Origin of the sequence: Hafnia paralvei, assembly GCF_020150375.1 — a bacterium.
GTDB lineage: Bacteria > Pseudomonadota > Gammaproteobacteria > Enterobacterales > Enterobacteriaceae > Hafnia > Hafnia paralvei.
This window is the reverse complement of record NZ_CP083737.1, coordinates 1,606,407-1,630,820: the sequence shown is the minus strand read 5'-3', so window position 1 is coordinate 1,630,820 and position 24,414 is coordinate 1,606,407. Positions and strand designations below refer to the sequence as shown.

21 protein-coding genes are annotated in these 24,414 nt (G+C 48.2%); 14 read left to right on the top strand and 7 right to left on the bottom strand.

The annotated features are described in order from the left end of the window. Positions 1-2 precede the first annotated feature (2 nt). From K9N75_RS07685 to sanA, 7 genes are all read left to right on the top strand, one after another. A complete protein-coding gene (locus K9N75_RS07685) occupies positions 3-1,283 on the top strand; it encodes an NAD(P)/FAD-dependent oxidoreductase (RefSeq protein ID WP_039189578.1) in 1,281 nt (426 codons plus the stop codon). Between the two features lie 792 nt (positions 1,284-2,075). Then, the gene (locus K9N75_RS07680; RefSeq protein ID WP_039189644.1) at positions 2,076-3,287 is read left to right on the top strand and encodes an MFS transporter; all 1,212 of its coding nucleotides are present in this window, start codon (positions 2,076-2,078) and stop codon (positions 3,285-3,287) included. Positions 3,288-3,423: 136 nt separating this feature from the next. Then, the gene (locus tag K9N75_RS07675) at positions 3,424-3,831 is read left to right on the top strand and encodes a CidA/LrgA family protein (RefSeq protein WP_008812894.1); all 408 of its coding nucleotides are present in this window, start codon (positions 3,424-3,426) and stop codon (positions 3,829-3,831) included. Continuing rightward, complete coding sequence (locus tag K9N75_RS07670) at positions 3,831-4,523, top strand: CidB/LrgB family autolysis modulator (protein WP_039189576.1); 693 nt, start codon at positions 3,831-3,833, stop codon at positions 4,521-4,523. The genes K9N75_RS07675 and K9N75_RS07670 overlap by 1 nt, the downstream gene beginning before the upstream one ends. Before the next feature lie 200 nt (positions 4,524-4,723). Next, on the top strand, positions 4,724-5,608 hold the full coding sequence (cdd, locus tag K9N75_RS07665) for a cytidine deaminase (protein ID WP_039189573.1): 885 nt from the start codon (positions 4,724-4,726) through the stop codon (positions 5,606-5,608). 214 nt (positions 5,609-5,822) lie between these two features. After that, positions 5,823-7,520: an NAD-dependent malic enzyme gene (locus K9N75_RS07660; protein ID WP_008812891.1), complete on the top strand. Its 1,698-nt coding sequence runs from the start codon at positions 5,823-5,825 to the stop codon at positions 7,518-7,520. Positions 7,521-7,698: 178 nt separating this feature from the next. Continuing rightward, on the top strand, positions 7,699-8,445 hold the full coding sequence (sanA, locus tag K9N75_RS07655) for an outer membrane permeability protein SanA (RefSeq protein WP_114445702.1): 747 nt from the start codon (positions 7,699-7,701) through the stop codon (positions 8,443-8,445). Positions 8,446-8,737: 292 nt separating this feature from the next. Here sanA and mglC read toward each other — a convergent pair whose 3' ends face one another. From mglC to K9N75_RS07620, 7 genes are all read right to left on the bottom strand, one after another. Continuing rightward, a complete protein-coding gene (mglC, locus tag K9N75_RS07650; RefSeq protein WP_224452420.1) occupies positions 8,738-9,748 on the bottom strand; it encodes a galactose/methyl galactoside ABC transporter permease MglC in 1,011 nt (336 codons plus the stop codon). Between the two features lie 33 nt (positions 9,749-9,781). Beyond that, the gene (gene mglA / locus K9N75_RS07645; RefSeq protein WP_048797566.1) at positions 9,782-11,257 is read right to left on the bottom strand and encodes a galactose/methyl galactoside ABC transporter ATP-binding protein MglA; all 1,476 of its coding nucleotides are present in this window, start codon (positions 11,255-11,257) and stop codon (positions 9,782-9,784) included. 247 nt (positions 11,258-11,504) lie between these two features. Then, complete coding sequence (gene mglB / locus K9N75_RS07640) at positions 11,505-12,503, bottom strand: galactose/glucose ABC transporter substrate-binding protein MglB (protein WP_008812888.1); 999 nt, start codon at positions 12,501-12,503, stop codon at positions 11,505-11,507. A gap of 358 nt (positions 12,504-12,861) precedes the next feature. Then, the gene (gene galS / locus K9N75_RS07635) at positions 12,862-13,860 is read right to left on the bottom strand and encodes an HTH-type transcriptional regulator GalS (protein ID WP_008812887.1); all 999 of its coding nucleotides are present in this window, start codon (positions 13,858-13,860) and stop codon (positions 12,862-12,864) included. Between the two features lie 224 nt (positions 13,861-14,084). Beyond that, positions 14,085-15,296 carry a DUF418 domain-containing protein YeiB gene (yeiB, locus tag K9N75_RS07630; RefSeq protein WP_224452419.1) on the bottom strand — a complete coding sequence of 404 codons (1,212 nt, stop codon included), beginning with the start codon at positions 15,294-15,296 and terminating at the stop codon, positions 14,085-14,087. Positions 15,297-15,382: 86 nt separating this feature from the next. Next, on the bottom strand, positions 15,383-16,045 hold the full coding sequence (gene folE, locus K9N75_RS07625; protein WP_004096103.1) for a GTP cyclohydrolase I FolE: 663 nt from the start codon (positions 16,043-16,045) through the stop codon (positions 15,383-15,385). A 140-nt stretch (positions 16,046-16,185) separates the two neighbouring features. Beyond that, positions 16,186-17,346, bottom strand: coding sequence for a YbfB/YjiJ family MFS transporter (locus K9N75_RS07620; RefSeq protein WP_061060238.1), 1,161 nt, complete (start codon positions 17,344-17,346; stop codon positions 16,186-16,188). A 132-nt stretch (positions 17,347-17,478) separates the two neighbouring features. Between K9N75_RS07620 and ptrR the strand changes: the two genes are divergently transcribed. The 7 genes from ptrR to K9N75_RS07585 all read left to right on the top strand — a co-directional run bounded on the left by ptrR (position 17,479) and on the right by K9N75_RS07585 (position 24,408). Further along, positions 17,479-18,453, top strand: coding sequence for a putrescine utilization regulator PtrR (gene ptrR, locus K9N75_RS07615; protein WP_008812884.1), 975 nt, complete (start codon positions 17,479-17,481; stop codon positions 18,451-18,453). Continuing rightward, entirely contained in the window at positions 18,440-19,564 is a 1,125-nt protein-coding gene (locus K9N75_RS07610) for an S-(hydroxymethyl)glutathione dehydrogenase/class III alcohol dehydrogenase (protein ID WP_008812883.1), read from the top strand. Before ptrR ends, K9N75_RS07610 begins: the two co-directional genes overlap by 14 nt. A gap of 93 nt (positions 19,565-19,657) precedes the next feature. After that, positions 19,658-20,503, top strand: coding sequence for an S-formylglutathione hydrolase (fghA, locus tag K9N75_RS07605; protein WP_039189561.1), 846 nt, complete (start codon positions 19,658-19,660; stop codon positions 20,501-20,503). 406 nt (positions 20,504-20,909) lie between these two features. Further along, positions 20,910-22,148, top strand: coding sequence for a molybdopterin molybdotransferase MoeA (gene moeA, locus K9N75_RS07600; protein WP_039189558.1), 1,239 nt, complete (start codon positions 20,910-20,912; stop codon positions 22,146-22,148). Between the two features lie 2 nt (positions 22,149-22,150). Then, the gene (gene moeB / locus K9N75_RS07595) at positions 22,151-22,930 is read left to right on the top strand and encodes a molybdopterin-synthase adenylyltransferase MoeB (RefSeq protein ID WP_008812880.1); all 780 of its coding nucleotides are present in this window, start codon (positions 22,151-22,153) and stop codon (positions 22,928-22,930) included. A gap of 139 nt (positions 22,931-23,069) precedes the next feature. Then, positions 23,070-23,456, top strand: a complete 387-nt coding sequence (locus K9N75_RS07590; protein WP_039189637.1) for a VOC family protein — start codon at positions 23,070-23,072, stop codon at positions 23,454-23,456. A gap of 130 nt (positions 23,457-23,586) precedes the next feature. Further along, positions 23,587-24,408, top strand: coding sequence for a hypothetical protein (locus K9N75_RS07585; protein ID WP_096081030.1), 822 nt, complete (start codon positions 23,587-23,589; stop codon positions 24,406-24,408). The last annotated feature ends 6 nt before the right edge of the window (positions 24,409-24,414 follow it).

Here is a 24,414-nt window from a genome sequence, read left to right as displayed (position 1 = left end):
TCATGACAGAACATGTAAATAGCTATTATGCCGCCAGCGCGAATTCACACGCGCCCTATCCGCAGTTAACCGAATCCGTCCAGTGCGATGTGTGCATTATCGGCGGCGGCTACACGGGATTATCCTCCGCTCTGCATCTGGTTGAAGCTGGCTACGACGTCGTGCTATTAGAATCTGCGCGTATCGGTTTTGGTGCTAGCGGCCGCAACGGCGGTCAACTGGTGAACTCATATAGTCGCGATATTGACGTTATCGAGCAACGCTATGGCATGGATACGGCCAGAATGCTCGGCAGCATGATGTTTGAAGGTGCTGAAATTATTCGCCAACGTATCAAGCGCTACGCGATCGACTGCGATTACCAACCGGGCGGTATTTTTGTTGCGCTGAATAACAAGCAATATCACACCTTGATCGAGCAGAAGGCCCATTGGGAGCGCTACGGCAATACTCAACTCGAATTGTTGGATTCAGACCGAGTGCGTGAAGAAATAGCGTCCGACCGCTATGTCGGTGGCTTATTGGATCACAGCGGTGGTCATATTCACCCTTTAAATCTGGCGCTAGGTGAAGCAGAAGCTATTCGCTTACAGGGCGGTCGTATCTTTGAACAGTCTGCGGTAGTAAAGATCAACCACGGCACGCCTGCAACCGTTATCACCGAAAAAGGTCAGGTACAGGCAAAATACGTCATTGTCGCAGGTAATGCCTATTTAGGTAACAAAGTAGAACCTGAATTAGCGCGTCGCAGCATGCCATGCGGAACGCAGATTGTTACCACCGAGCCGTTACAACCAGAGGTTGCTGCGTCATTACTGCCTAAGAACTATTGCGTAGAAGACTGTAACTATCTGCTCGATTATTACCGTCTGACGGGGGATAACCGTCTGCTATACGGTGGCGGTGTGGTCTATGGTGCACGCGATCCTGATGATATCGACAATCTGATCGTGCCAAAACTGTTGAAAACATTCCCGCAGCTAAAAGGGGTAAAAATCGACTATCGCTGGACAGGGAATTTCCTGCTCACCCTATCACGCATGCCGCAATTTGGCCGACTTGAGAACAATATTTACTACATGCAAGGCTATAGTGGACACGGCGTCACCTGTACACATTTGGCTGGGAAACTGATTTCAGAAGTCCTGCGTGGCGATGCTGAACGTTTCGATGCCTTCGCTAAGCTGCCACACCTTCCGTTCTTTGGGGGAAGAAATCTACAGATTCCATTCACCGCTATTGGTGCAGCGTATTATACAATCCGCGATCGGTTGGGCGTTTAATTCTTTCTTATCTCGTCAAATACAAGAGCCGTATAGGCTCTTGTATTTTTTAGTTAAAAGCAATATAGCCTTTAAATAACCCCACATGAGATGAGTGATTATTTTTATCACTATCCGCCATCCATTTCGTCTCTTATTGGCCAGTTTATATTAGGAAATTACAATCTGTAATTATTAAACATTAAAATAGCGCTGGCATTACTCTCATTTTAAAAACAAAATATCACGTTGGCATTTTTTGTTTTACTCAAATTATTGATGAGAGGATATTATGCAGTTAATTTATAATTACAATGAATATTACGAATGGATTTCCAAGGCTTTTTATTATGAGTCAAGATATGACCCCACGCCGCTTATTGATGAAAGTGAAATGCTGGATTTCTGCAATAAATCTCAACCAGAATCATACCCCTGCCTCGTGTACCTCACTGTTAGCACCGCTTTAGCGCCCTTTCCTACAATAAAATTCATCTATAAAAATCAAGTTAATGAGTGGTCACAGCAGTTTCTTGTCGCATCTAAGTAACTTAAGCTAGTATCGAAAACCAATGGTAATGGATTGCCATTGAAACCTTTTACACCATCACTTTTTGAAGCAGTATTTTCTTTATGCTTTCTGGTTTTTGACAGTTATTGATCATCAAATAAGCCACAAATTATAAATAACTTACTGAATTTATTGTTTACCCTAGCTGATTAGAATTTTTCTAATACACTCCATAATTATAGCGCTCGTCACCGGCTTCATCATTCGTAAAACTACACATAATAAGAAATCAATACATGAGACTGAAAGGATTTCCGCCATTAATTACCCTGCTACTAATATCATCACTGGTATTAACTATTGGTCGTGCTATCACCCTACCTTTTATCACTATCTATATGACCGAGCATTTTCATTTAAAACCTGAAAGCGTTGGATTAATTTTAGGGATCAGTCTCGCCATAGGCATTGTGAGCAGCTTCTATGGTGGATACTTAGTCGATAAATTTAACAAACACCACCTGATGATCCTTAGCATTGCGCTATTCGCCATGACATTCTGCATAATGCCTTGGCTGGGTAACGTGTGGTGGATGGTACCCGTACTTGCCTTGCTACACGCCGCCTATTCTGTTTTTAGCATTGCCATCAAAGCCTGCTTCGCGGAATGGCTTCCGGTAAGCGAACGCATCCGTGGTTTTTCAATGAACTACACGCTGGTCAATGTTGGCTGGGCGGTAGGCCCTGCGCTCGGCGTATTTGCCGCCTCTTATTACCCCATGCTGCCTTTTTTTCTTTCTGGCATGCTGGCTTTTTTCGTGGGTCTTACCCTGTGGCTGCGTCTTGATGGCTATGGCTTGCCGCCCAATAACGGCGATACCGTTTTTACCGAACAACGCTTAAACTTTAGCGCCACATTTAAGATCCTAAGCCACGATCGCCGTCTAATCTTTTTCACCCTCGGTAGCACAATGGGAGCCGTGGTCGCAGGTCAATTCACCGGCTATCTTTCTCAGTATCTGATTACCGTCAGCAACGCACAGTTTGCCTATCAGGTGATCGGCTCCGTCATGACGGTGAACGCCAGCGTAGTGATTTGTCTTCAGTACCTGCTCAGTCGAAATATGAATAATAAAAACCTGCTTCGCTGGCTAACCGCAGGCACACTATTTTTCTGTTTTGGCTTAGTGGGGTTCGCACTGGCCGATCGCTCCATTCCTATGTGGATGGTTGCAATGGCAATTTTCACGCTCGGAGAAGTGATCGTTATCCCCGTCGAATATCTGTTTATCGACTTTATTGCCCCTCCGCATTTAAAAGGGAGCTACTACGGAGTACAAAATCTGGGGAATTTGGGTGGCGCCGTGAACCCAATCCTGTGCGGATTTTTGTTATCTTTCGCCCCACCTACTACGCTTTTCTATGTGCTAGTGGCAGTTTCGCTGCTGGGATTAGGCTTCTTCTGGTACGGCTACCGACTTTCCGGTGCCTCTGTCCAACACATTGAAGGTTGATCCCAGTGCTACGTCTTCGATAGATAAACCTTCATAAATGGCATGATTACGATAACTTGTTTTCATGATGTGATCGGTAGCACATTTCTGAATTTAATTGTATGATGAATGCGTTTTCTTTCTTAGGTATTCACAGATGTCAAAAGCAATTTCAGTTTGCTGGCAGTATTTGAGAGCGTTCATATTAATTTACCTGTGTTTATTCGCCGGTAATGCGATCTCGACGCTGCTGCCAATCACCATCCCCGGCAGCATTATTGGCATGCTGATTTTATTCGCCCTCCTAGCCTCGCAGATTATGCCGGCAAAATGGGTTAAGCCCGGTTGTAACATTTTAATCCGCTACATGGCGCTGCTGTTCGTGCCCATCGGCGTCGGTGTGATGCAGTATTATGACGTAGTCGTCAAGCAGTTCGGTCCTATCGTCGTGTCATGCCTTATCAGCACGTTGGTTATTATGGTTGTCGTCGCCTATAGCTCTCATATGGTCCATCGTGAACGTATCATTGGTGAGACAACAGACGGCTGCGAGGAGGAAAAGTAATGGCTTATATTTGGTGGTCATTGCCGCTAACGCTGTTGGTTTTTTTCGGTGCCCGTCGCATCGCGCAAAAGCTCAACATGCCGTTATTAAATCCTTTGCTAGTTTCAATGGTGATTATTATTCCATTGCTATTAGCATTGAATATTCCCTATGAACATTACTTTGCGGGGAGCTCTACGCTTAATAGCCTGTTGCAACCTGCCGTAGTGGCTTTAGCATTCCCGCTTTATGAACAGATTCACCAGATTCGCGCGCGTTGGAAATCCATTATCACTATCTGTTTTATTGGGAGTGTTACTGCGATGGTTTCCGGCACCGTCATTGCGCTATGGATGGGGGCAACACCACAAATTGCCGCCTCGATATTGCCTAAATCAGTCACTACACCGATTGCGATGGCTGTCGCCCAATCAATTGGTGGCATTCCAGCCATCAGCGCCGTTTGCGTTATTTTCGTTGGTATTGTGGGCGCCGTGTTTGGTCATATGCTATTAAACCTGATGAGAATCAGCACCAAGGCGTCACGTGGGTTAGCCATGGGGACGGCCTCACACGCATTGGGAACCGCACGCTGTGCTGAGATGGATTTTCAGGAAGGCGCATTCAGCTCATTAGCTCTGGTTATCTGCGGGATAATCACTTCGCTGTTAGCCCCCTTTTTATTCCCCATCCTGATTCATCTCTTTAGCTAAAATACAGTTTTCCGCTCTCTCATCGTTTCACATTGCGGTGAGAGTGTGGAAAAAGAAGCAAAAGTCACAAAAACCCTGCGATACATCTCTCATTTTTTATAATCATTACATCCGTTACATCAAAATAGTGATAAAAATCACATAAACAAGCCAATCGCTTGCCTAGAATACTCTCCCGTAACTAACTAAGAGGCTCCCCCATGCACGCACGTTATGACGCGGCATTCAGCCAACTGCCAGCCGCTTTGCAGGCGGCGCTCTCACCCATTCTTAATCACGCCGATTTTCATGCTGTCATTACGGCTTCTCAGGTTGAAACCCTGAAACAAGCGACCGGCATGAACGACAGCGAACTCGCTTTTGCCCTGCTACCTTTAGCCGCGGCCTGCTCATTAGCGCCAATATCTAAATTCTACGTTGGTGCAGTTGCCCGCGGCGTTAGCGGCAACCTGTATTTCGGTGCCAATATGGAGTTTTTGGGCGCCCCTATGCAGCAGACTATTCATGCTGAACAATGCGCAGTCACCCACGCATGGTTACGCGGCGAAAAAGCCTTGGCGTCCATTACCGTCAACTACACGCCTTGCGGCCACTGCCGCCAGTTTATGAACGAGCTAAATACCGGCACTCAGCTAGCGATTCATTTACCGGGTCGCCAGCCAGCGACGCTAGGGCATTACCTGCCAGATGCCTTTGGGCCACGCGATCTGGATATCAAAACGCTGTTGATGGATGAAGAAGATCACAATCTGTCACTGGCCAGCGATGATGTACTGGCCCAAGCTGCGCTGGATGCGGCAAACCGCAGCCATGCGCCATACAGCCAAGCCTATAGCGGCGTGGCGCTGGAAGCAGCAGATGGCAACGTTTACTGCGGTCGCTATGCTGAAAATGCCGCGTTCAACCCAAGCTTGCCTCCGCTTCAGGCGGCACTGATCTTGATGAACGTGTCCGGCAAAGATGTGTTGCAGATCCGTCGTGCTGTATTGGTTGAAACTAAAAGCACGATGTTCTCACAGTGGGATGCCACCCAAGCAACGCTAAACGCGTTAGGTTGTACTCGGGTCGAACACACCCAAATTTAAACCGCTTGCTCGCAGAGCCATTCGGCTCTGCGTCTTTATTTCCCGCGAAATCCTGTAAAAAATTGTTACGTAGTTCTCACTTCTCCAGCTTTATGTCATCTTTTCATAACAACCATTGAACAACTTTATAGTATCTCTTAGGATCGACGGCATGACGTATTATTCTCTCAGATAAATATACCGCCCGACCAATAGACATATAAGAGTGCTACTCATGGAATTGGAATACGAAAGTAAACGCCCGTTATACATCCCCTACGCTGGCCCTATCCTGCTAGAGTTTCCCTTGCTGAACAAAGGCAGTGCGTTTAGTGAAGAAGAACGGAGTAACTTCAACCTGCATGGCCTGTTACCTGAAGCTGTAGAAACTATCGAAGAACAAACCGAACGCGCCTACCGTCAGTACCTCGATTTTAAAACCGATAACGATAAGCACATCTATCTGCGCAATATCCAAGATACCAACGAAACCCTGTTTTATCGCATGCTTGACGCGCATCTGAGTGAAATGATGCCGATCATCTACACCCCAACGGTGGGTGAAGCCTGTGAGCATTTCTCTGACATCTACCGCCGTGCGCGCGGCCTGTTCATCTCTTATCCAAATCGCGATCGCATTGATGACATGCTGCAAAACGCCACTAAACAGAACGTTAAAGTGATCGTTGTGACTGACGGCGAGCGTATTCTCGGCTTGGGTGACCAAGGCATCGGCGGCATGGGGATTCCTATCGGTAAGCTGTCTCTTTATACCGCCTGCGGCGGGATTAGCCCTGCCTACACGCTACCTGTCGTGCTAGATGTCGGAACTAACAATCCACAGCGTCTAAATGACCCCCTGTATATGGGATGGCGTCACCCGCGTATTTCAGGTGATGAGTATTACGCTTTCGTCGATGAGTTCATTCAGGCCGTGAAGCGTCGTTGGCCAAACGTGTTGTTGCAGTTTGAAGATTTCGCTCAGAAAAACGCTACGCCGTTGCTGAATCGCTATCGCGATGAACTATGCTGTTTTAATGATGATATCCAAGGCACCGCCGCCGTAACGCTAGGGAGCTTAATTGCTGCTAGCCGCGCCGCCGGTAGTCAGCTGCGCGATCAAACCATCACCTTCCTCGGCGCAGGCTCTGCAGGCTGTGGGATCGCAGAGCAAATCATCGCTCAGATGAAATCTGAAGGACTTAGCGATGATGAAGCACGTTCACGCGTATTCATGGTAGATCGTTTTGGCCTGTTGACAGATAAACTGCCAAACCTGCTGGAATTCCAAAGCAAGCTGGTGCAAAAAAGCGCCTCACTGGCTGGGTGGAATGTTGAAAGCGACGCGATATCACTGCTGGAAGTGGTGCGCAACGCGAAACCAACGGTTTTGATTGGTGTATCAGGTCAGCCAGGTCTTTTCACCGAAGAGATTATCCGTGAAATGCACAGCCACTGCGCACGCCCAATTGTGATGCCGCTGTCGAACCCAACTTCACGCGTAGAAGCGCGCCCAGAAGATATTATCAACTGGACCGACGGTGCTGCACTGGTTGCGACCGGCAGCCCATTTGGCCCTGTGAGCTATAAAGAGCAACTCTTCCCTATTGCTCAGTGCAATAACTCTTATATCTTCCCAGGTATAGGTCTAGGTGTTCTTGCCTCGGGAGCAAAACGTGTCACCGATGGCATGTTGATGGCAGCAAGCCGAGCCTTGGCTGATTGCTCTCCTCTAGCTCTGGAAGGCAAAGGCGCGCTGCTGCCGGATATCAAAGATATCCAGCAAGTTTCCCGCTCCATTGCTTTCCAAGTTGCTAAAGAAGCACAGCTTCAAGGCGTTGCGGTTCTGACATCAGATGAAGCCTTGCTGCAAGCCATTGAAAGCAATTTCTGGCAACCGCAATACCGCATCTATAAACGCACATCGTTCTAACCTTTCGCGTAAAAGATCGCCAACGAAGTGGGTACAAGCGCAGCATAATTGCTGCGTTTGTACCATTCCGTTCAAAAAATCATCAAGCTAGGAAAATCCTCTTCAGATTGCTTGCGTCGTCTTGGCGGGTAAAGTAGCCTCGTATTTAACAACGACAACGGACGCAGCAGGCATCATCATGTGGAGACGACTGATATACGGTATTTTAACCGTCGCGATACTATTGGCGGTGACTGCTATTGGTCTGGATCGTTGGATTAGTTGGAAAACTGCACCCTATATTTATGAAGAAGTTCAAGATTTACCGCATCGTCAAGTGGGTGTGGTCTTGGGCACTGCAAAGTATGTCAGTACCGGCACTATCAACCAGTACTATCGCTACCGCATTCAAGGGGCGCTAAACGCCTACAACAGTAATAAAGTGAACTACTTATTGCTGAGCGGCGATAACGCGCTGGAAAGCTACAACGAACCCGTTACCATGCGCCGTGACCTGATCACAGCTGGCGTTCCCAGCGGGGATATCGTGTTAGATTATGCCGGATTCAGAACGCTGGACTCGATTGTCCGCACGCGAAAAGTTTTCGATACCAACGATTTCACCATTATTACACAGCGCTTCCACTGCGAACGCGCCCTGTTTATCGCGCTTCATATGGGCATTCAGGCACAGTGTCTGGCCGTCCCCTCGCCCAAAAACATGATGATGATAAGGATCAGGGAAATTGGTGCCAGACTCGGTGCTTTAACCGATTTGTATATTCTGAAACGTGAACCACGCTTTCTTGGCCCCATGATCCCAATCCCTGCGGTGCATAAAGTTCCGGCCGACGCCCAAAGCTATCCGGCGGTATCGCCAGAACAGCTACAGGAGCTTGAACAGGTGCTGCAAAAAGAAAAAAACGCCGATAAACCGGTGGAGTAAGTTTTGAGAGAAAAGTGACAAAGATTAACTGCCCTTCACTTGGCTACGAGACTGAAACTCACTGCCGAACGTTGATCGTAATAAGAGATACACGAGGCTAGCACACCGCGGGGCGGTTATAGAACACATCCATGTGTTCCCCCTAGGAGGCAACGCTGAAGCGTTGTTCAACTTTGCTCTCGGCAACGTTGTCGGCAGCTAAAGCTGCTACGACCCCATCGGTGTACTAGCCCTAAAACCATGCTTAAGTGACCGGCATTAAACTTTCGCCCGGCTTTTTACTACAGATAGACTATTTCTTCTTCGCGTACTTGAGGGAATCAAGCGCTACGGCGAAAATAATAATTGCGCCTTTGATAATGTATTGCCAGTACGGATTCACACCGATATAGGTTAAGCCGTAGTTGATAACGGTAAAGATGATAACCCCCGTCACAACGCCGATAACCGTACCAACACCGCCGCTAAACGATACGCCGCCCACCACGCAGGCAGCGATAGCATCAAGCTCATACATAAAGCCTAGGTTATTTGTAGCACTCCCGATACGCCCTGCTTCAAGCATCCCACCAAACGCGTAAAAGACACCTGACAAGGCATAAACCATAATCAGATTTAGCGGCACATTCACGCCAGATACTTTTGCGGCTTCTGGATTCCCCCCGATAGCAAAAATGTTTTTACCGAAGCGGGTTTTATTCCACAAGATCCAGACAAATACGACGGCAATCAGTGCATAGAACGTAATATACGAAAGTTTGAAATCACCGAAGCGTAGAAACCCCTGCGCAAAATTAGAGAAGTTAGGCGCAAATCCTGCTACCGGAGAAGCTCCCACGTAGTCGTAATACAGCGAGTTTATGCCGTATACAATAATCATGGTGCCCAACGTCGTAATAAATGGCGTCACGTTGAGATAAGCAATGATTAAACCGTTAACCAAACCAATCACCGCACCGACGGCGCACACGATCAGAATCACGACCGGAATCGGCACAGTATCAATATTTGGAAATACCTTATTAACGTTATCCATCGACTGTAACAGCGTCGCAGCGATAACTGCCGTCAATCCGACCTGACGACCAGCGGACAAGTCTGTCCCTTGGGTCACAATCAGCCCTGCAACGCCTAGTGCGATAATGATGCGCACGGAAGACTGAGTAAGAATGTTACTCAGGTTCATGAGGCTTAAAAACGTTGGATCCTGAAAAATAATAATGGCCAATAGCACCAACAAAACAACGTAAATCCCGCCTTCTTTGAAATAAGTAAACAGGCTTTTTTTATTCAATACGCTCATATTCGGAACCCTTAAAATACGACAGAAGCTGCATTACAGATGCAAAGAGGCCAGACGCAGAATTTCATTCTGAGAGGTTCTTTTTGTATCAACGATACCGGCAACCTGACCATTGCTCATCACTAATATGCGATCGGTTATTCCTAATAATTCAGGCATTTCAGATGAAATAATAATGATGCCCTTACCTTTTTTCGCCAGCTCGGTCATCAGTTGGTAAATTTCAAATTTTGCCCCAACGTCGATGCCACGCGTTGGTTCATCCAGCATCAGGATCTCAGGCTGAGTAAGCAACCAGCGGCCAATAATTACTTTTTGCTGATTTCCCCCAGACAGTGACCCTATTGAAGTGTGATGACCCGGTGTTTTCACCCGCATAGAATCGATAACCCATTGGGTATCACTTTTCATACGGCGATTATCCAGCAGGCCAACCTTATTTTTGTATTTCCGAATATTAGAAATCAGCGAGTTAAAGCCTATATCCAAATAGGCATAAATGCCCGTTGAACGACGTTCTTCGGTGACCAATGCAAAACCATGGTTGATAGCTTCGTTCGCGCTATGGTTATTAATCGCTTTACCACGCAGGCGGATCGTACCTTTGACCTTTTCTCGAATACCAAACAGTGTCTCAACAATATCGGTGCGTTTTGCGCCCACCAGCCCAGCAATGCCTAATATTTCACCTTCATGTAAATCAAAGGAAACATCGCGGATAGAAGGCTGACGTAGCGACGTTAACTCTCTCACCTCAAGGATTACCGGCCCCGGCGTATTAACACGATCGGGGAAACGCTGGGTCAGCGAGCGGCCAACCATCATTGAGATAATTTGGTCCATATTCATGCCATCCAATGTTTGGGTAGCAATCCATTGTCCATCGCGCAGAATGGTAATCTCATCGCACAGCTTAAATATTTCTTCCATTTTATGGGAGATATACACAATTCCGCAGCCACGATCTTTTAGCTTACGAATAATCGTGAACAGATGATTGACTTCTTTTTCAGTCAAAGAGGACGTAGGCTCATCCATAATGACTATTTTAGCGTTGTAAGAAAATGCCTTGGCAATCTCGATCATCTGCATTTGAGATACAGACAAGCCAGCGACTTTCTCACGCGGATCGATATCAATTTCCAGTTCGTCGAATATCGCTTTAGTATCGTGATACATTTTGTCCTGATCGACAAAGATACCTTTCATGGGATAACGTCCGAGCCACATGTTATCCATGACGCTACGCTGAAGCACTAAATTAAGTTCTTGATGCACCATAGAAACACCGTGTTCCAATGCTTCTTTAGCACTCTTAAAATTAATCTCTTTTCCCTGAAAAATAATACTTCCGGAATCCTTCTGGTAAATACCAAACAAACATTTTAACAGCGTGGATTTCCCTGCCCCATTCTCACCCATCAAGGCGTGAATAGAGTGTGGTCGCACACGAAGATTGACATTATCCAGCGCTTTTACGCCGGGGAATGACTTATTGATATTATCCATTTCCAGCAAATAAGTTGCATCGTGATGATCTGGCGCCGATGTTATTTGTTCGGAAACAGGGGCTTTCGTCAACGAGCTATCTGTAAAAGAGTTCTCTGGCATAACGCCCACCTGAATAAACACGAATTCTCAGCCCAACTCAATTAGGCAGTTAAACAACGGCAGGGTCGAAATAAACCCTGCCGTTGTACGAACCATCCGTTAATATCGGACTAGTAGGTTATTGTTATAAATGCTTGGTCGACGATTATTTCTTAATAAACTGGGCCAGATTATCCTGATCGACACCGACATACGGAACGCGAACAATTTTATTGTCGATTTTCCAGTGAGTGCCTTCGCCTGCCGGTTTTCCTTCAGCCAGATTTTTGGTCAAATCAAAGGTCGCTTTAGCCTGGTTATTCGCATCGTTCAATACGGTCCCCGCCATGGCACCTGACTTAACCAGCGCCAGCGCTTCTGGCAACGCATCCACGCCAAATACCGGAATATTGGTTTTGTTATGCGCTTTCAGAGCTTCAACCGCGCCCATTGCCATCGCATCGTTATTGGCGATAACCACTTCAATTTTGTTTGCGTTTGGACCCGATAACCATGCGTCCATTTTATCTTTGGCTTGTGCCGTATCCCACATCGCCGTATCTAGCTGCAGCTGTTGAGTTTTAATACCTTTGTCGTTAAGGCTTTTCACCACGTAAGTGGTACGTGCTTCGGCATCTGGATGACCCGGTTCACCTTTGAGCAATACGAATTGGATTTCACCGTCTTTATTCAAATCCCAGTTTGGATTGGCCTTCCAATGTTTAGCAATCAGCTCACCCTGAATGATGCCGGACTCTTTGGAGTCAGTCCCAACGTAGTAAGCTTTATCGTAGCTATCCAATGCCTTGCGAGAAGGTTCTTTGTTGAAGAAAACGACCGGAACATCGTTGGCTCGAGCTTTATCAATAATCGTTGGTGCAGCGGCTGGGTCAACAAGGTTAATCGCAAGCCCCTTCACGCCGCGAGCCATCAAGACGTCAACCTGATCGTTTTGTTTTGACTGATCATTTTGTGAGTCATTCATCAGCAATTTAACGCTAGGATCGGCCTTAGCATCGTTTTCCAGCGCCTTACGTACCACGGACATAAAGTTGTCGTCATACTTATAGATCGTCACACCAAGATTGGTGGTTGCTGCCTGTGCCGCGACGCCAAACATCATGCTGGCCGCCAAAGTTGCTAAGGTAAACGTCTTCTTATTCATGTGAAGCTCCGATTGGATGTAGGGTAATTCAGCACGGATGTCCGATTTTTCAGACGCCCTTTGGGTTATCGCTTCTTTATCATTTCTTTTTCGGTTCCACTGTCGCTGCGGCAATAAAACAGATCCCCACGCGAACCTAAAAACAAAACATATTTTTTACATTTAGAATAATCCTCACGCACTAGGTTTGACGCCCGAAAAACCTAGAGCATTAGGGCGGTTTACACGTATGGCAGGTCTCTGTGACAGTGAAAACGCCACAAGAATAGACACGATTATGTTAATTATCTGTGAATGAACTCACAGATTGAAAACGGTTACATGGTGCAATCTGCTGACAAAGTGAGCTATGCCACAATTATCGAGAACCCACGCTCCAACGTTGTACCAGCGTCGGCATAAAACAGTGCCCTTCAGGGGAAAGTGGCGTTTGGTGCACGGATTTCAGCGCCAGCTCAGTTGCCAAAGTTGCCATAGAAACAATAGGATAGCGTATCGTAGTCAATTTGGGGCTGGTGTAACGCGCGATAGGAATATCATCAAATCCGATGATAGAGAACTGCTCGGGGATGGAGATGCCGTTTTCTTTCAGCACCGCCAATGCGCCAGCGGCCATAGCGTCGTTATAGGCAAAAACCGCGCTGAGCTGCTGGTTGCGCCCCAACAACTCAACCATCGCCGCTTCTCCGCCCTGTAAATCGGGCGAAGCATAGGCATACCACGCTTTGCTACCCTCAATTCCCGCGGAATGTAGAGCTATTTCATAGCCCTTCTTCCGCATTCTTTGATCTTCAATATCATGATTAGAACCTAAAAAACCGATGCGACGATGGCCTTTATCCAGCAACAGTTGAGTCGCCATTTGTCCACCGGCCTGATTGTTGAGCCCTACACAGCGGTGCTCATAGCCTGGCACAATCCGATTAATCAGCACCATACCCGGCACCTGATGCATAAAGGCCACGAGCTCTTCATCAGACAACATTTTCGCGTGGACAATCAATGCATTGCACCGTTGGCGGATCAGCATTTCTATGGCCTTACGCTCTTTGTCAGCATCGTGATAGCTGTTAGCAATCAGCAAGTTTTTACGCTCGCGCTGCGCGACCTCATCCACACCTTTGACTAACGCGCCAAAAAACGGATCAGAGACATCCATCACCACAACACCGAGCATATCGCTGCTCTGGGTTGCTAACGCCTGAGCATTGGCATTCGGCCGATAGCCCAACTCGGCCACCGCACTCTGCACAACCGCTTTGGTTTCAGCCGTCGTGATGGCCGTATTATTCAAGACACGCGAAACCGTCGCGACCGATACTCCGGCCAGCCGCGCAACGTCACGAATAGTAATCATGCCTGACGCTCGTTGCGGAAAAGAGAAAAGAGAAAAGCAAAACAGAATGGTGCAGGACGAAGAATAGCGTTCATAGAGATCCCTGAGTCGAAAGCACGCACATAGTGTGACAGCGCTATGCTACTCAGTTTTTCATCATCGCTGCGTGAAATATGTCACAGGAAAGAAAACGTTTTCATACATTTCATTAACCTTTCCTGTGTGCCACGCTTTTTGAGGTATCTCTAAAGGTTATTTTGCTGAACAGAGCGTGAGCCCAGCACGGTAAGCTTGCGCCACAGCCATTCAACCGGCCCTTGTTTGAAATGACTTAGCCAGAATAGCGAGAACAGAATATTAATTAGCCATACTGCAGGCACCACCCAGAGCAATGTACTTCTCGACCACTGATTGAACATCCCAAGGTGATAAAACAATGTGGTACACAACAAGGTTTGTAGCAGATAGTTACTCAGTGCCATACGTCCGACCTGACGCAGAGCATAGGCCATTTTCAAACGAGAGAGTTGCGGCCAAAATCCATAAATCAGCGATACATAGCCTATCATCATCAGTGGCGCCGCAAGTTCACTGGGGACCTGAAGCAAATAGCCACTAACATGATATTCCCAATCATTAAGCCACTGCGCCAGCGTTGTGGGGATTTGAATACATAACCCCACCAGCAGTGACCACAATGCCATGCGGCGATAATGCCGCTGACTGAAATTACCGCTCAACCAACCACTGCGCATCAATGCTGCGCCCGTTAACATCAGACCGGCAAGCTGCCAACCATATTGCACCGCTAACGCCATTAGGTTTGCGCTAAGCAAGTCACTGCGATTACGCCAAGCTTCCCATCCGCCGTGAACTTTCCAAATCTCTTCATATTGAATCGCCGCGTAGCCGGGCAGCCAAAATGAGCTCGGCTCAGGTCCGGCAACTAGCCCAAGCAACAGCAATAATCCTAGCCCTATGGCATACAACACCAAACCCGTACGCAACAACTGCAATGTGGAACCCGCATCACGGATCATGCGCCAACTGATTAAACCAATGAGCCCGTAAGCAAGCAAAATATCGCCATCCCAAAAGAAAATGGCATGAACTAAGCCAAACAAAACCAGCCAAGATAAACGAGCTCGCAGCCATTGTTTTCCTTTCGGCATCAGCAGCTGTAGCCCCGCGCCGAACAGAAACGCAAACATAGCTAAAAATTTGCCCTGCACAAAAATGTGCAATATGCCCCACGTTAAGGTGTCTGCACCGTCAGGTAATCCGTTATAGGCTGGGTTGAGATAAGCGGCCTTCGGTAAACCAAAGCCGGTGATATTCATCAAAAGAATAAAAAGAATCGCCAACCCACGCGCAAAATCTAGCGTGCCAATACGCGATTTAAGCTGCGTAGGTTTCACCACCGCATCGGGCTCAGAGGCTTGCAAACGCTGCAACATAGCGGCGATCCCTATAAAGAGTGTTCATCTCAGACAAAAACGCCGGCACATGGCCGGCGCTGTATCACTTCGGGTCACGGATTCATTTACCCGTGATGACGTACCGCACGCAAAAATTCCTGACGCGTGTTCTGGCTGGACTTAAACAGTCCACCTAGCGATGTCGTGGTTGTCGCGCTAGTCGCATCTCTGACTCCACGAGCTTTCACACAATAATGCGTTGCATCAATTGATACCGCAACATTATTGGTACCCAACAGCGTTTGCAAGGCAACCAGAATCTGCTGAGTTAAACGCTCTTGTACCTGTGGGCGTTGAGCGAAAAACTGGACGATACGATTGATTTTGGACAGACCAATAACGCAATCTTTCGGGATATACGCCACGGTAGCCTTACCATCAATAGTCACAAAGTGGTGTTCGCAGGTACTGGTCAGTGTGATATCACGCACCGTGACCATTTCATCCACTTTCATCTTATTTTCGATAACGGTAATCTTCGGGAAATTCGCATAATCGAGGCCGGAGAAAATCTCATCTACGTACATTTTTGCAATACGATGTGGCGTCTCTGCCAAACTGTCGTCCGTTAAATCCAGATTGAGCAACTGCATGATTTCCGTCATGTGCTCTTTGATACGCTGCTTGCGCGTTTCACGATCTAACACTTCGCCCCGTAGCGGGGTCTCCAGACCACGAGCTTCTAACGCCGCATGAACCTGAGCTGCTTCTTTGCTTAGCAATGACATCAATTTTCTCCTGCAGGTGATCTTAATTCTGAGCACTACGTGATGTAGATCAAGTTCAGAATTTTGCCAACACTTTAGTGGAGAGTGAAAGCTTTATCCAGTGATACTCTTTCAGGACTACATGAAAAACTGTCATTTAGTTAAGACTCGACCCGCTCTGTTTTCGCACTGAGCGCGGGTTGCACGCGGAAAACCAAACCTCCAGCAACGATTAAACCTATTGCAGCAATATATAATGCTGGCTCTAAGCGATGCGTGAGCGATGTTGATAATGCGGACAGCATTGGACCAACGAGCTGCCCCACCGCATAGCCTGTCGTGAGTAATCCCGCCATGTAGCGAATATGCGCCGGCGCCAGTTCACGCCCATATTGCAGTGAAAGTTGTACCACACACAGAAAACCACCGCCGGTGAGCAGCGCCCCGAGAACCAAGCCACTCACGCCGGGAACGGTCTCGCTGAATACGATACCGAGCGCCTGGATCCACAGCACGATCGCCAAACGCTGCTGGGTCAATAGCCAGCGACGCGTCAGGATACCCAAGCCAATCCCTACGACCGCCGAAAAACCAAATACCGGCCAGACAAACTGGGCAAACAGGCTCGCAGGAAAACGCGCATGTGCCATCTGCGATAAAAAAGTGGCAGGCAAAATATAACCAAACCCGGCCAAACTATAGCTCCAGACCAAGCGTTTCAGTGCGGGCGTTAACACCAGTGGCTCAGCGGGCACATCGGGGCGATGTAGCTCTCCCGCTTTAGGCAGAAAACGCGCCACCGCAGCGATCAGCACCAGAGCCAAAACACCATAGACTAGCCATGCCTGCGCCGCATCGAGGTGAAGTGCGCTGATGGCGACGGATAATATTCCACTGATAAAAATTCCCGCCCCCGGCCCAGCAAACACCGCAGCGGCTAAATTAGGTTTACCAAAATGCGCCAAGCGTTCATTGGTCCATGCGGCAACTAGCACCATCGCCCAACCGCTGGCCCAACCAATCGCAAAGCGGATTAAACTGTGCCACCAAAAACCACTCACACAGGCCGACAAGAGCGTTAACACAACAGCTCCCCATAGCCCAAGCTGTAAACGTCGCTCTACGCTGCGGCTAGCGCGCATAGCATCAAAGGCACCCGCTAAGTATCCCAGATAATTAAGTGCAGCAACCAATCCGGCGCCGGTCAAAGAAAACTGATGCTCGGCAATCATCAATGGGACCTGAGGCGTAAAGGCAAAGCGCCCTATCCCCATTGCAACAACCAAGGCTAAAAAGCCACTTAACGCGATACGCACTGCCATTGCAGGATCTCCCTCTCTCACTTATCCAAGCCAGAGATTTGTTAAATAAATTATTGTTGTGATATTGCCTTGCCAAATGACTCACAAAAAGTGAATAATGATAACCAAGTTATTCACGATATGAGAACGACAATGGATCTTACTCAACTTCGCATGTTTTGTAGCGTAGCTGAAACTGGCTCGGTTGCTCGCGCAGCAGAGTTACTTCATCGCGTTCCCTCTAATCTCACCACCCGCCTACGCCAGCTAGAGCAAGAGCTAGGCACGGATTTGTTCATCCGTGAAAAACAGCGTTTACGCCTTTCACCGATGGGACACAACTTTCTCAACTATGCCAAACGCATTTTGGCACTGAGCGACGAAGCCATGAGCATTACCCATGCCGGTGAACCCGCAGGTAACTTTGCGCTGGGCTCTATGGAGAGCACCGCCGCCACACGGCTCCCCGCATTACTTGCGGCCTATCATCAAAACTTTCCTCAGGTTGCCCTTTCACTGGTTACAGGTACGTCAGGCGAAATTATCGAAAAAGTACGTGCGGGTACCTTATCTGCAGGATTGGCTGATGGACCGATCAATCATGATGAACTCAACGGGTGCATTGCTTTTCGCGAAGAAATGGTGGTGATTTCGAGCTTGGAGCATCCGCCGATTACCCGTGCGAAGGACGTTGCAGATGAGACGCTGTTCGCCTTTCGCCCTAGCTGCTCATACCGACTCCGCTTTGAGTCTTGGTTTCAGCAGGATGGTGCCGTTCCCGGAGCCATCATGGAAATTCAGTCATATCATGCAATGTTAGCCTGCGCCGCCAGCGGTGCCGGTATCGCGATGATCCCACGCTCGGTGCTCTCACTGCTGCCCGGCCACGAACGTGTCGCCGTTCATACATTGCCAGATAGCATTGCACAAACGGCTACGCGGCTAATTTGGCGCCGTGACGCGTTCAGCCCTAACGTTCGCGAGCTTAAGATGCAAATCATTGAGCAAGAGCGCATTCAAGAAAGCGTTGAAGAAAAAAATGAATCTGAACACGCCGAAGTAACCGTGTCAGAACCCACTATCGTCTTACATCAAGAAGAACCAGGAGCACACCATGCAAATGATTAAAACTCGCGCTGCCGTCGCTTGGGGGCCAAATCAGCCACTGACTATCGAAGAAGTTGATTTGATGCCACCTCAAAAAGGCGAAGTGCTGGTGCGCATTGTCGCGAGCGGCGTGTGCCATACCGATGCCTATACCCTGTCAGGAAAAGATCCTGAAGGCGTATTTCCGGCCATACTGGGCCATGAAGGAGCAGGCATTGTCGAAGCCATCGGTGAAGGCGTCACCAGCGTGGCAGTGGGGGATCATGTCATTCCGCTGTACACGCCGGAGTGCGGTAAATGTAAATTCTGTCTATCTGGTAAAACCAATCTGTGCCAAGCCATTCGTGAAACACAGGGTAAAGGTTTGATGCCGGATGGCACGACTCGCTTCTCCAAAAACGGTAAACCTATTTTCCACTATATGGGCACCTCTACCTTCTCGGAATACACGGTTTTACCTGAAATCTCTTTGGCAAAAATCAGCAAAGAAGCCCCACTGGAAGAAGTCTGCCTGCTAGGCTGTGGCGTCACCACTGGAATGGGTGCCGTAGTCAACACCGCTAAAGTGAAAACCGGTGATAGCGTAGCCGTCTTCGGTTTAGGCGGCATTGGTCTATCGGCCATTATCGGTGCCAAAATGGCCGGTGCGGGACGCATCATCGGTGTTGATATCAACACCGATAAATTCGAACTGGCGAAGAAGTTAGGGGCGACTGACGTTATCAACCCCAAAGACTACGACAAGCCAATCCAGCAGGTTATTGTTGAATTAACCGACGGCGGCGTCGATTTCTCCTTTGAGTGTATCGGCAACGTTGACGTCATGCGTTCTGCACTCGAGTGCTGTCATAAAGGCTGGGGAGAATCGGTGATTATCGGTGTGGCAGGCGCGGGAGAAGAAATCTCTACCCGTCCATTCCAACTGGTGACGGGCCGCGTATGGCGAGGCTCTGCTTTCGGTGGTGTAAAAGGACGTACTCAGCTACCGGGCATCGTACAGCGTTATATGGATGGTGAATTCGCCCTCAATGACTTCATTACGCACACCATGAGCTTGGATGAGATCAATGATGCTTTCGATCTGATGCATGAAGGTAAATCCATTCGTACCGTCATTCATTTTGACCGCTAGAAGCAGTGAATAGCTAAGAGCCGTTTTAGCCATAATAATTGGGGTTGCGCTTGTACTAAGGCAGCTCCAAGTATCAAGGATAAGGAGAACGCCGTGGATTCGCTTGAACTACTGGAAGAACATCGCCTGTTTAATGGCTGGCAGCAGCGTTATCGACATGCTTCTGACGCACTGAACTGCTTGATGACATTTAGTATTTATTTACCGCCTACCGCTGACGATGCTCCACCACCGGTGCTGTACTGGCTGTCAGGCCTCACTTGTAATGACGAAAACTTCTCTACCAAAGCGGGCGCTCAGCGGATTGCCTCTGAGCTAGGCCTAGCCTTAGTGATCCCTGACACCAGCCCGCGCGGCAACGAGGTGCCTAACGATGTGAGCTACGATCTCGGACAGGGAGCTGGCTTTTATCTGAATGCTACCCAGTCGCCGTGGAATAGCCACTATCGTATGGATGATTACATAACACAGGAATTGCCTGAGCTAATTCGTAATCACTTCAACGTGGGCGATAAGCAGTCAATTAGCGGTCACTCGATGGGGGGCCATGGGGCGCTAACACTGGCATTACGTCATCCACAGCGCTATCTGTCGGTCTCTGCTTTTGCACCTATTGTGAACCCAACACAGGTGCCTTGGGGGCGCAAAGCTTTTGCTGCTTATTTGGGTGAAGACCCGTCGCTTTGGCAAAGTTATGACAGTTGCTATTTGATCACCCAGTGTAAACCGTCATTCCCGATCCTGATTGATCAAGGCGATGACGATCAATTTCTCGCCGATCAGCTACAACCGGCTAAACTCGCCGAACTGGCACGTCAGCACGATTGGCCGCTAACGCTACGCATTCAGCCCGGCTACGATCATAGTTATTACACCATTGCGACTTTTATCGAAGATCACCTGCGTTTCCACGCACAGCACCTTGGTTTAGCGCAATAGAAAAGTGTACGAGCAGAGATGGTCGCACCTGCGGCCATTTTTAATCCCCCTTCGGCAATTTACCCACAGAAATCAACTTTGCCCCCTGCATCTTGATGAATTCGCCTTTACGCAGGTCAGATCACTACAAGTTCTAATAAAATCAATTTGATACACTGATAAAACCTCACGCCACTCATCCGCGTTAATATGATGAGATGCGTTATTAATCCCTGTGATTATTTTGGATTAGGATAACGAGCTAGATATGACTATGCATACCTACATTTATATTGAGCCGTTTTTTGCCCTCCTGTCTCTGGCAAGCAAGCGTTCTCCCTTCCACTGATTTCTGCCATAATACGCCTATTATTGACCGCCCTAGAGCTGAGAATGGCTGTCGGGAAACCTGCCACGGAGCTAACCGATGGATTGCTACAACACATCTGATTTAATCTCTATTGAACAAGCGCTAGACAAATTACTTACCCAAACCTCTGCAATTACCGATCGTGAAGATATTGCGCTTACTGAAGCTGCAGGTCGCATAACTGCTCAGCCAGTCATTTCCCCAATCAATGTGCCGCCATTTGCCAACTCAGCAATGGATGGATATGCCGTGCGTTTACAAGACGTCACTCCCGATGCTGTTCTTACGATCGCGGGAAAGGCATTTGCGGGTTCACCCTTTAGTGGCGAATGGCCCGCAGGAACCGCTATCCGCATTATGACGGGAGCGCCAGTACCCGCGGGAGCGGATGCGGTTATTATGCAAGAACAGGCTGAAGTGTCTGAACAAGGTGTACGCTTCACGGCCATGCCACAGCAGGGGCAAAATATTCGCTTAGCAGGTGAGGATATCCAGCAAGGTGCCGAAGTTCTGGCGGCAGGTGTGCGTTTGGGAACGGCTGAATTACCCTTATTAGCATCTTTAGGAATAGCTCGTCTGCAGGTTGTACGTAGACTAAAAGTGGCACTATTTTCTACCGGAGATGAGCTACAGCCAGTCGGTACACCGTTGCAAGAGGGGCAAATCTACGATACTAACCGTTTTGCCGTTCGCTTGATGTTAGAGCAAATGAACTGCGACATCATCGATTTAGGTATTATCCGCGACGACCCGCAGGCATTACGCGAAGCCTTCAAAGCTGGCGATCTACAAGCAGACCTGCTGATTAGTAGCGGTGGGGTATCCGTGGGAGAAGCCGATTTCACCAAACAGATTTTAGATGAAGTTGGCAAAATCAGCTTCTGGAAACTGGCAATGAAGCCAGGTAAACCTTTTGCTTTTGGTCAGCTTAATCGTGCGCTGTTCTGCGGTTTACCAGGCAATCCGGTTTCGGCAGTCGTGACTTTCTATCAGCTTGTGCAACCGCTCATCGCCCATCTTTCTGGTGATAAAAGCTGGCAGGCTCCTGCACGTTTGAAAGCTAAGGCGATGACGCCTCTGAAAAAATCACCAGGACGTCTGGATTTTCAACGAGGCATCGTGAGCGCTAATGCACAAGGCGAACTGGAAGTGCGCACCACTGGTCATCAAGGCTCGCACGTATTTAGTTCATTCACCCTTGGAAACGCGTTTATCGTGTTAGAACGCGAACGCGGATCGGTTAAAGCAGGTGAGCTGGTCGATGTTGAGTTGTTTAATCCACTGTTGAGATTCTAACTATGGCGCCAGAGATACCCGTATCTTCACCAGAAGAGCTTAGCGACGCAGAGATGATGCGTTATAACCGTCAAATCGTCCTGCGTGGTTTTGATTTTGATGGGCAAGAAAAGCTCAAAGCGTCACATGCGCTGATTATCGGATTGGGTGGCTTAGGCTGCCCCGCTAGCCAATATCTGGCGGCTGCCGGAGTAGGAACGCTGACGCTGGTCGACTTTGACACGGTATCTCTCTCGAATCTGCAACGCCAAATTCTGCATAGCGATGCGCGCATTGGCATGGCGAAGGTTGAATCCGCTGCTCAGTCACTGCGCGTGGTTAATCCCCATACGCAGCTTCGTCCCATTAATGCTGTGCTTGACGATGTGGCTTTGGCTGAACTGATTGAAAAATCAGATGTGGTTCTGGATTGCACAGACAATGTGGATATCCGCGATCGGCTCAACCGTTTGTGTTTTAGCCAACGTAAACCGCTGGTATCCGGCGCGGCTATCCGTATGGAAGGCCAAGTTAGCGTATTCACCTATCAGGATAATGAGCCTTGTTATCGCTGCCTCAGCCGCTTATTTGGCGCTAATGCACTGACCTGCGTCGAGGCTGGTGTGATGTCTCCTCTCGTCGGGATCATCGGTGCTACTCAGGCGATGGAGGCTATCAAACTACTGAGCCACTTTGGTCGTATCCCGCATGGGCAGGTAATGATGTATGACGCGATGAGCTCGCAATGGCGGACCATGAAACTTGCGAAAAACCCTACCTGCGACGTTTGTGGTAACGCATAGTCGATCTGGTCAGTGCTCCTAGCTGTTGCATATTTGTTGAATATTATAAAGATAAAACGTTATGGTGGCTCCGAAACGTTTTATCTATCAACTTATCGAACCCTATTACCTCTCTGATTTTCATTATCCGGAGCCACCTATGCTAAGACTCTCCACGTTGGACCATTTAGTTCTCACCGTCGCTGATATCAACAAATCCGTGCAGTTCTATCAGCAGGTTCTAGGTATGGAAGTCGAAACATTCGGCTCTGAAGGTCGAACCGCCCTGAAATTTGGTGATCAAAAAATTAATCTCCACGCGGCTAAAGCGCCCTTCCGCCCACATGCCAAACACCCAACGCCGGGTAGCGCCGATTTATGCTTTATCACGCCTCAACCGGTGCAAGAAGTGGTTCTTTGGGTTATTGGATGCGGTGTTGAGGTGATTGAGGGGCCGGTCACCAGAACCGGTGCGACAGGGAAAATCAACTCAATTTATCTACGTGATCCGGACGGAAATCTAATAGAAATCGCCAATCGCCTTTAAATTTTTCTTGGTCAACGCGTATGCAGTGTGAATTATTACAGAGCAGCCCATTCAGTCCTCCTTCTAAGTCACACGTGGTGTATTATCAATAAAGTCATCTCCCCCTATTCTACCGCCACAAGGAGCCTGAATGCGGCATCAAGAGATCCTACTCACCGCTGCTACGCTACTTTCCGTCATTTTATCTCAATCGAGTGCCATGGCAGCTCCGCCGCTTATCAGTAGCCAACACATTGTGCGTTCCAACAATATTATCTTGATGGAAGGGGATATTATTGGCCCAGCTAAAAGCTACCATCAGTACGTCATCGGCCCAGAAAGCCAAGATACATTGCGCGATATCAGCATCGAATTTGCCCGTAATGGACAAATCAGCTCAGCGAGTCAAAGCTACGGACCTAACCCTGTTTGGGAAAGCCGATTAGTCCCTGACGATATTGGCTGGATGAGTCGCAGCGTGGTTGCAGTTCAGACAAACAACGAGCAGGACGTTTCGCAGTTGATTAGCGCCTATAAAACCGATGAACGCGGACGGATCGTGAAAGTCACAGAAGTTGAAGCCGGTGATAAAACGATTGGTATCACTAACCAATATTATTTTTATACACCTGACGATCTGGTGCGTTTTTATGTTGCCGTGGGACACAATCCAGGATTTGGCGTCTATCTTTATCGACCTGATGGCCGATTAGAGAAAGTGATCAAAAATGACAACGATTCTGTGTCTAGTTTTACCGACGACGGTAAAGATCTCAGCTCCATGACAAAAACACCGCATGTCACCTACATTACCGAATGTCAGAAATGGGATAACAGCGGCAACTGCGTGCAATCAGAAAAACAGGAAATCATCAGCTTCGACTACCAAGGCGAAACGAAATCCATCACGTCACGCTTTATGCTACAGCAGGACATTTTGTACTACCCGCCACATCGCGCAACTGCTCCTTAACGGGAA

Coding starts and splice junctions, on each gene's coding strand:
- moeB (WP_008812880.1), top strand. CDS start 22,151: ATGGCGCCAGAGATACCCGTATCTTCACCAGAAGAGCTTAGCGACGCA.
- sanA (WP_114445702.1), top strand. CDS start 7,699: ATGTGGAGACGACTGATATACGGTATTTTAACCGTCGCGATACTATTG.
- folE (WP_004096103.1), bottom strand. CDS start 16,045: ATGTCATTGCTAAGCAAAGAAGCAGCTCAGGTTCATGCGGCGTTAGAA.
- K9N75_RS07675 (WP_008812894.1), top strand. CDS start 3,424: ATGTCAAAAGCAATTTCAGTTTGCTGGCAGTATTTGAGAGCGTTCATA.
- galS (WP_008812887.1), bottom strand. CDS start 13,860: ATGATTACTATTCGTGACGTTGCGCGGCTGGCCGGAGTATCGGTCGCG.
- K9N75_RS07660 (WP_008812891.1), top strand. CDS start 5,823: ATGGAATTGGAATACGAAAGTAAACGCCCGTTATACATCCCCTACGCT.
- mglB (WP_008812888.1), bottom strand. CDS start 12,503: ATGAATAAGAAGACGTTTACCTTAGCAACTTTGGCGGCCAGCATGATG.
- yeiB (WP_224452419.1), bottom strand. CDS start 15,296: ATGTTGCAGCGTTTGCAAGCCTCTGAGCCCGATGCGGTGGTGAAACCT.
- K9N75_RS07620 (WP_061060238.1), bottom strand. CDS start 17,346: ATGGCAGTGCGTATCGCGTTAAGTGGCTTTTTAGCCTTGGTTGTTGCA.
- mglC (WP_224452420.1), bottom strand. CDS start 9,748: ATGAGCGTATTGAATAAAAAAAGCCTGTTTACTTATTTCAAAGAAGGC.
- K9N75_RS07685 (WP_039189578.1), top strand. CDS start 3: ATGACAGAACATGTAAATAGCTATTATGCCGCCAGCGCGAATTCACAC.
- K9N75_RS07610 (WP_008812883.1), top strand. CDS start 18,440: ATGCAAATGATTAAAACTCGCGCTGCCGTCGCTTGGGGGCCAAATCAG.
- cdd (WP_039189573.1), top strand. CDS start 4,724: ATGCACGCACGTTATGACGCGGCATTCAGCCAACTGCCAGCCGCTTTG.
- K9N75_RS07670 (WP_039189576.1), top strand. CDS start 3,831: ATGGCTTATATTTGGTGGTCATTGCCGCTAACGCTGTTGGTTTTTTTC.
- mglA (WP_048797566.1), bottom strand. CDS start 11,257: ATGGATAATATCAATAAGTCATTCCCCGGCGTAAAAGCGCTGGATAAT.
- ptrR (WP_008812884.1), top strand. CDS start 17,479: ATGGATCTTACTCAACTTCGCATGTTTTGTAGCGTAGCTGAAACTGGC.
- K9N75_RS07585 (WP_096081030.1), top strand. CDS start 23,587: ATGCGGCATCAAGAGATCCTACTCACCGCTGCTACGCTACTTTCCGTC.
- moeA (WP_039189558.1), top strand. CDS start 20,910: ATGGATTGCTACAACACATCTGATTTAATCTCTATTGAACAAGCGCTA.
- K9N75_RS07590 (WP_039189637.1), top strand. CDS start 23,070: ATGCTAAGACTCTCCACGTTGGACCATTTAGTTCTCACCGTCGCTGAT.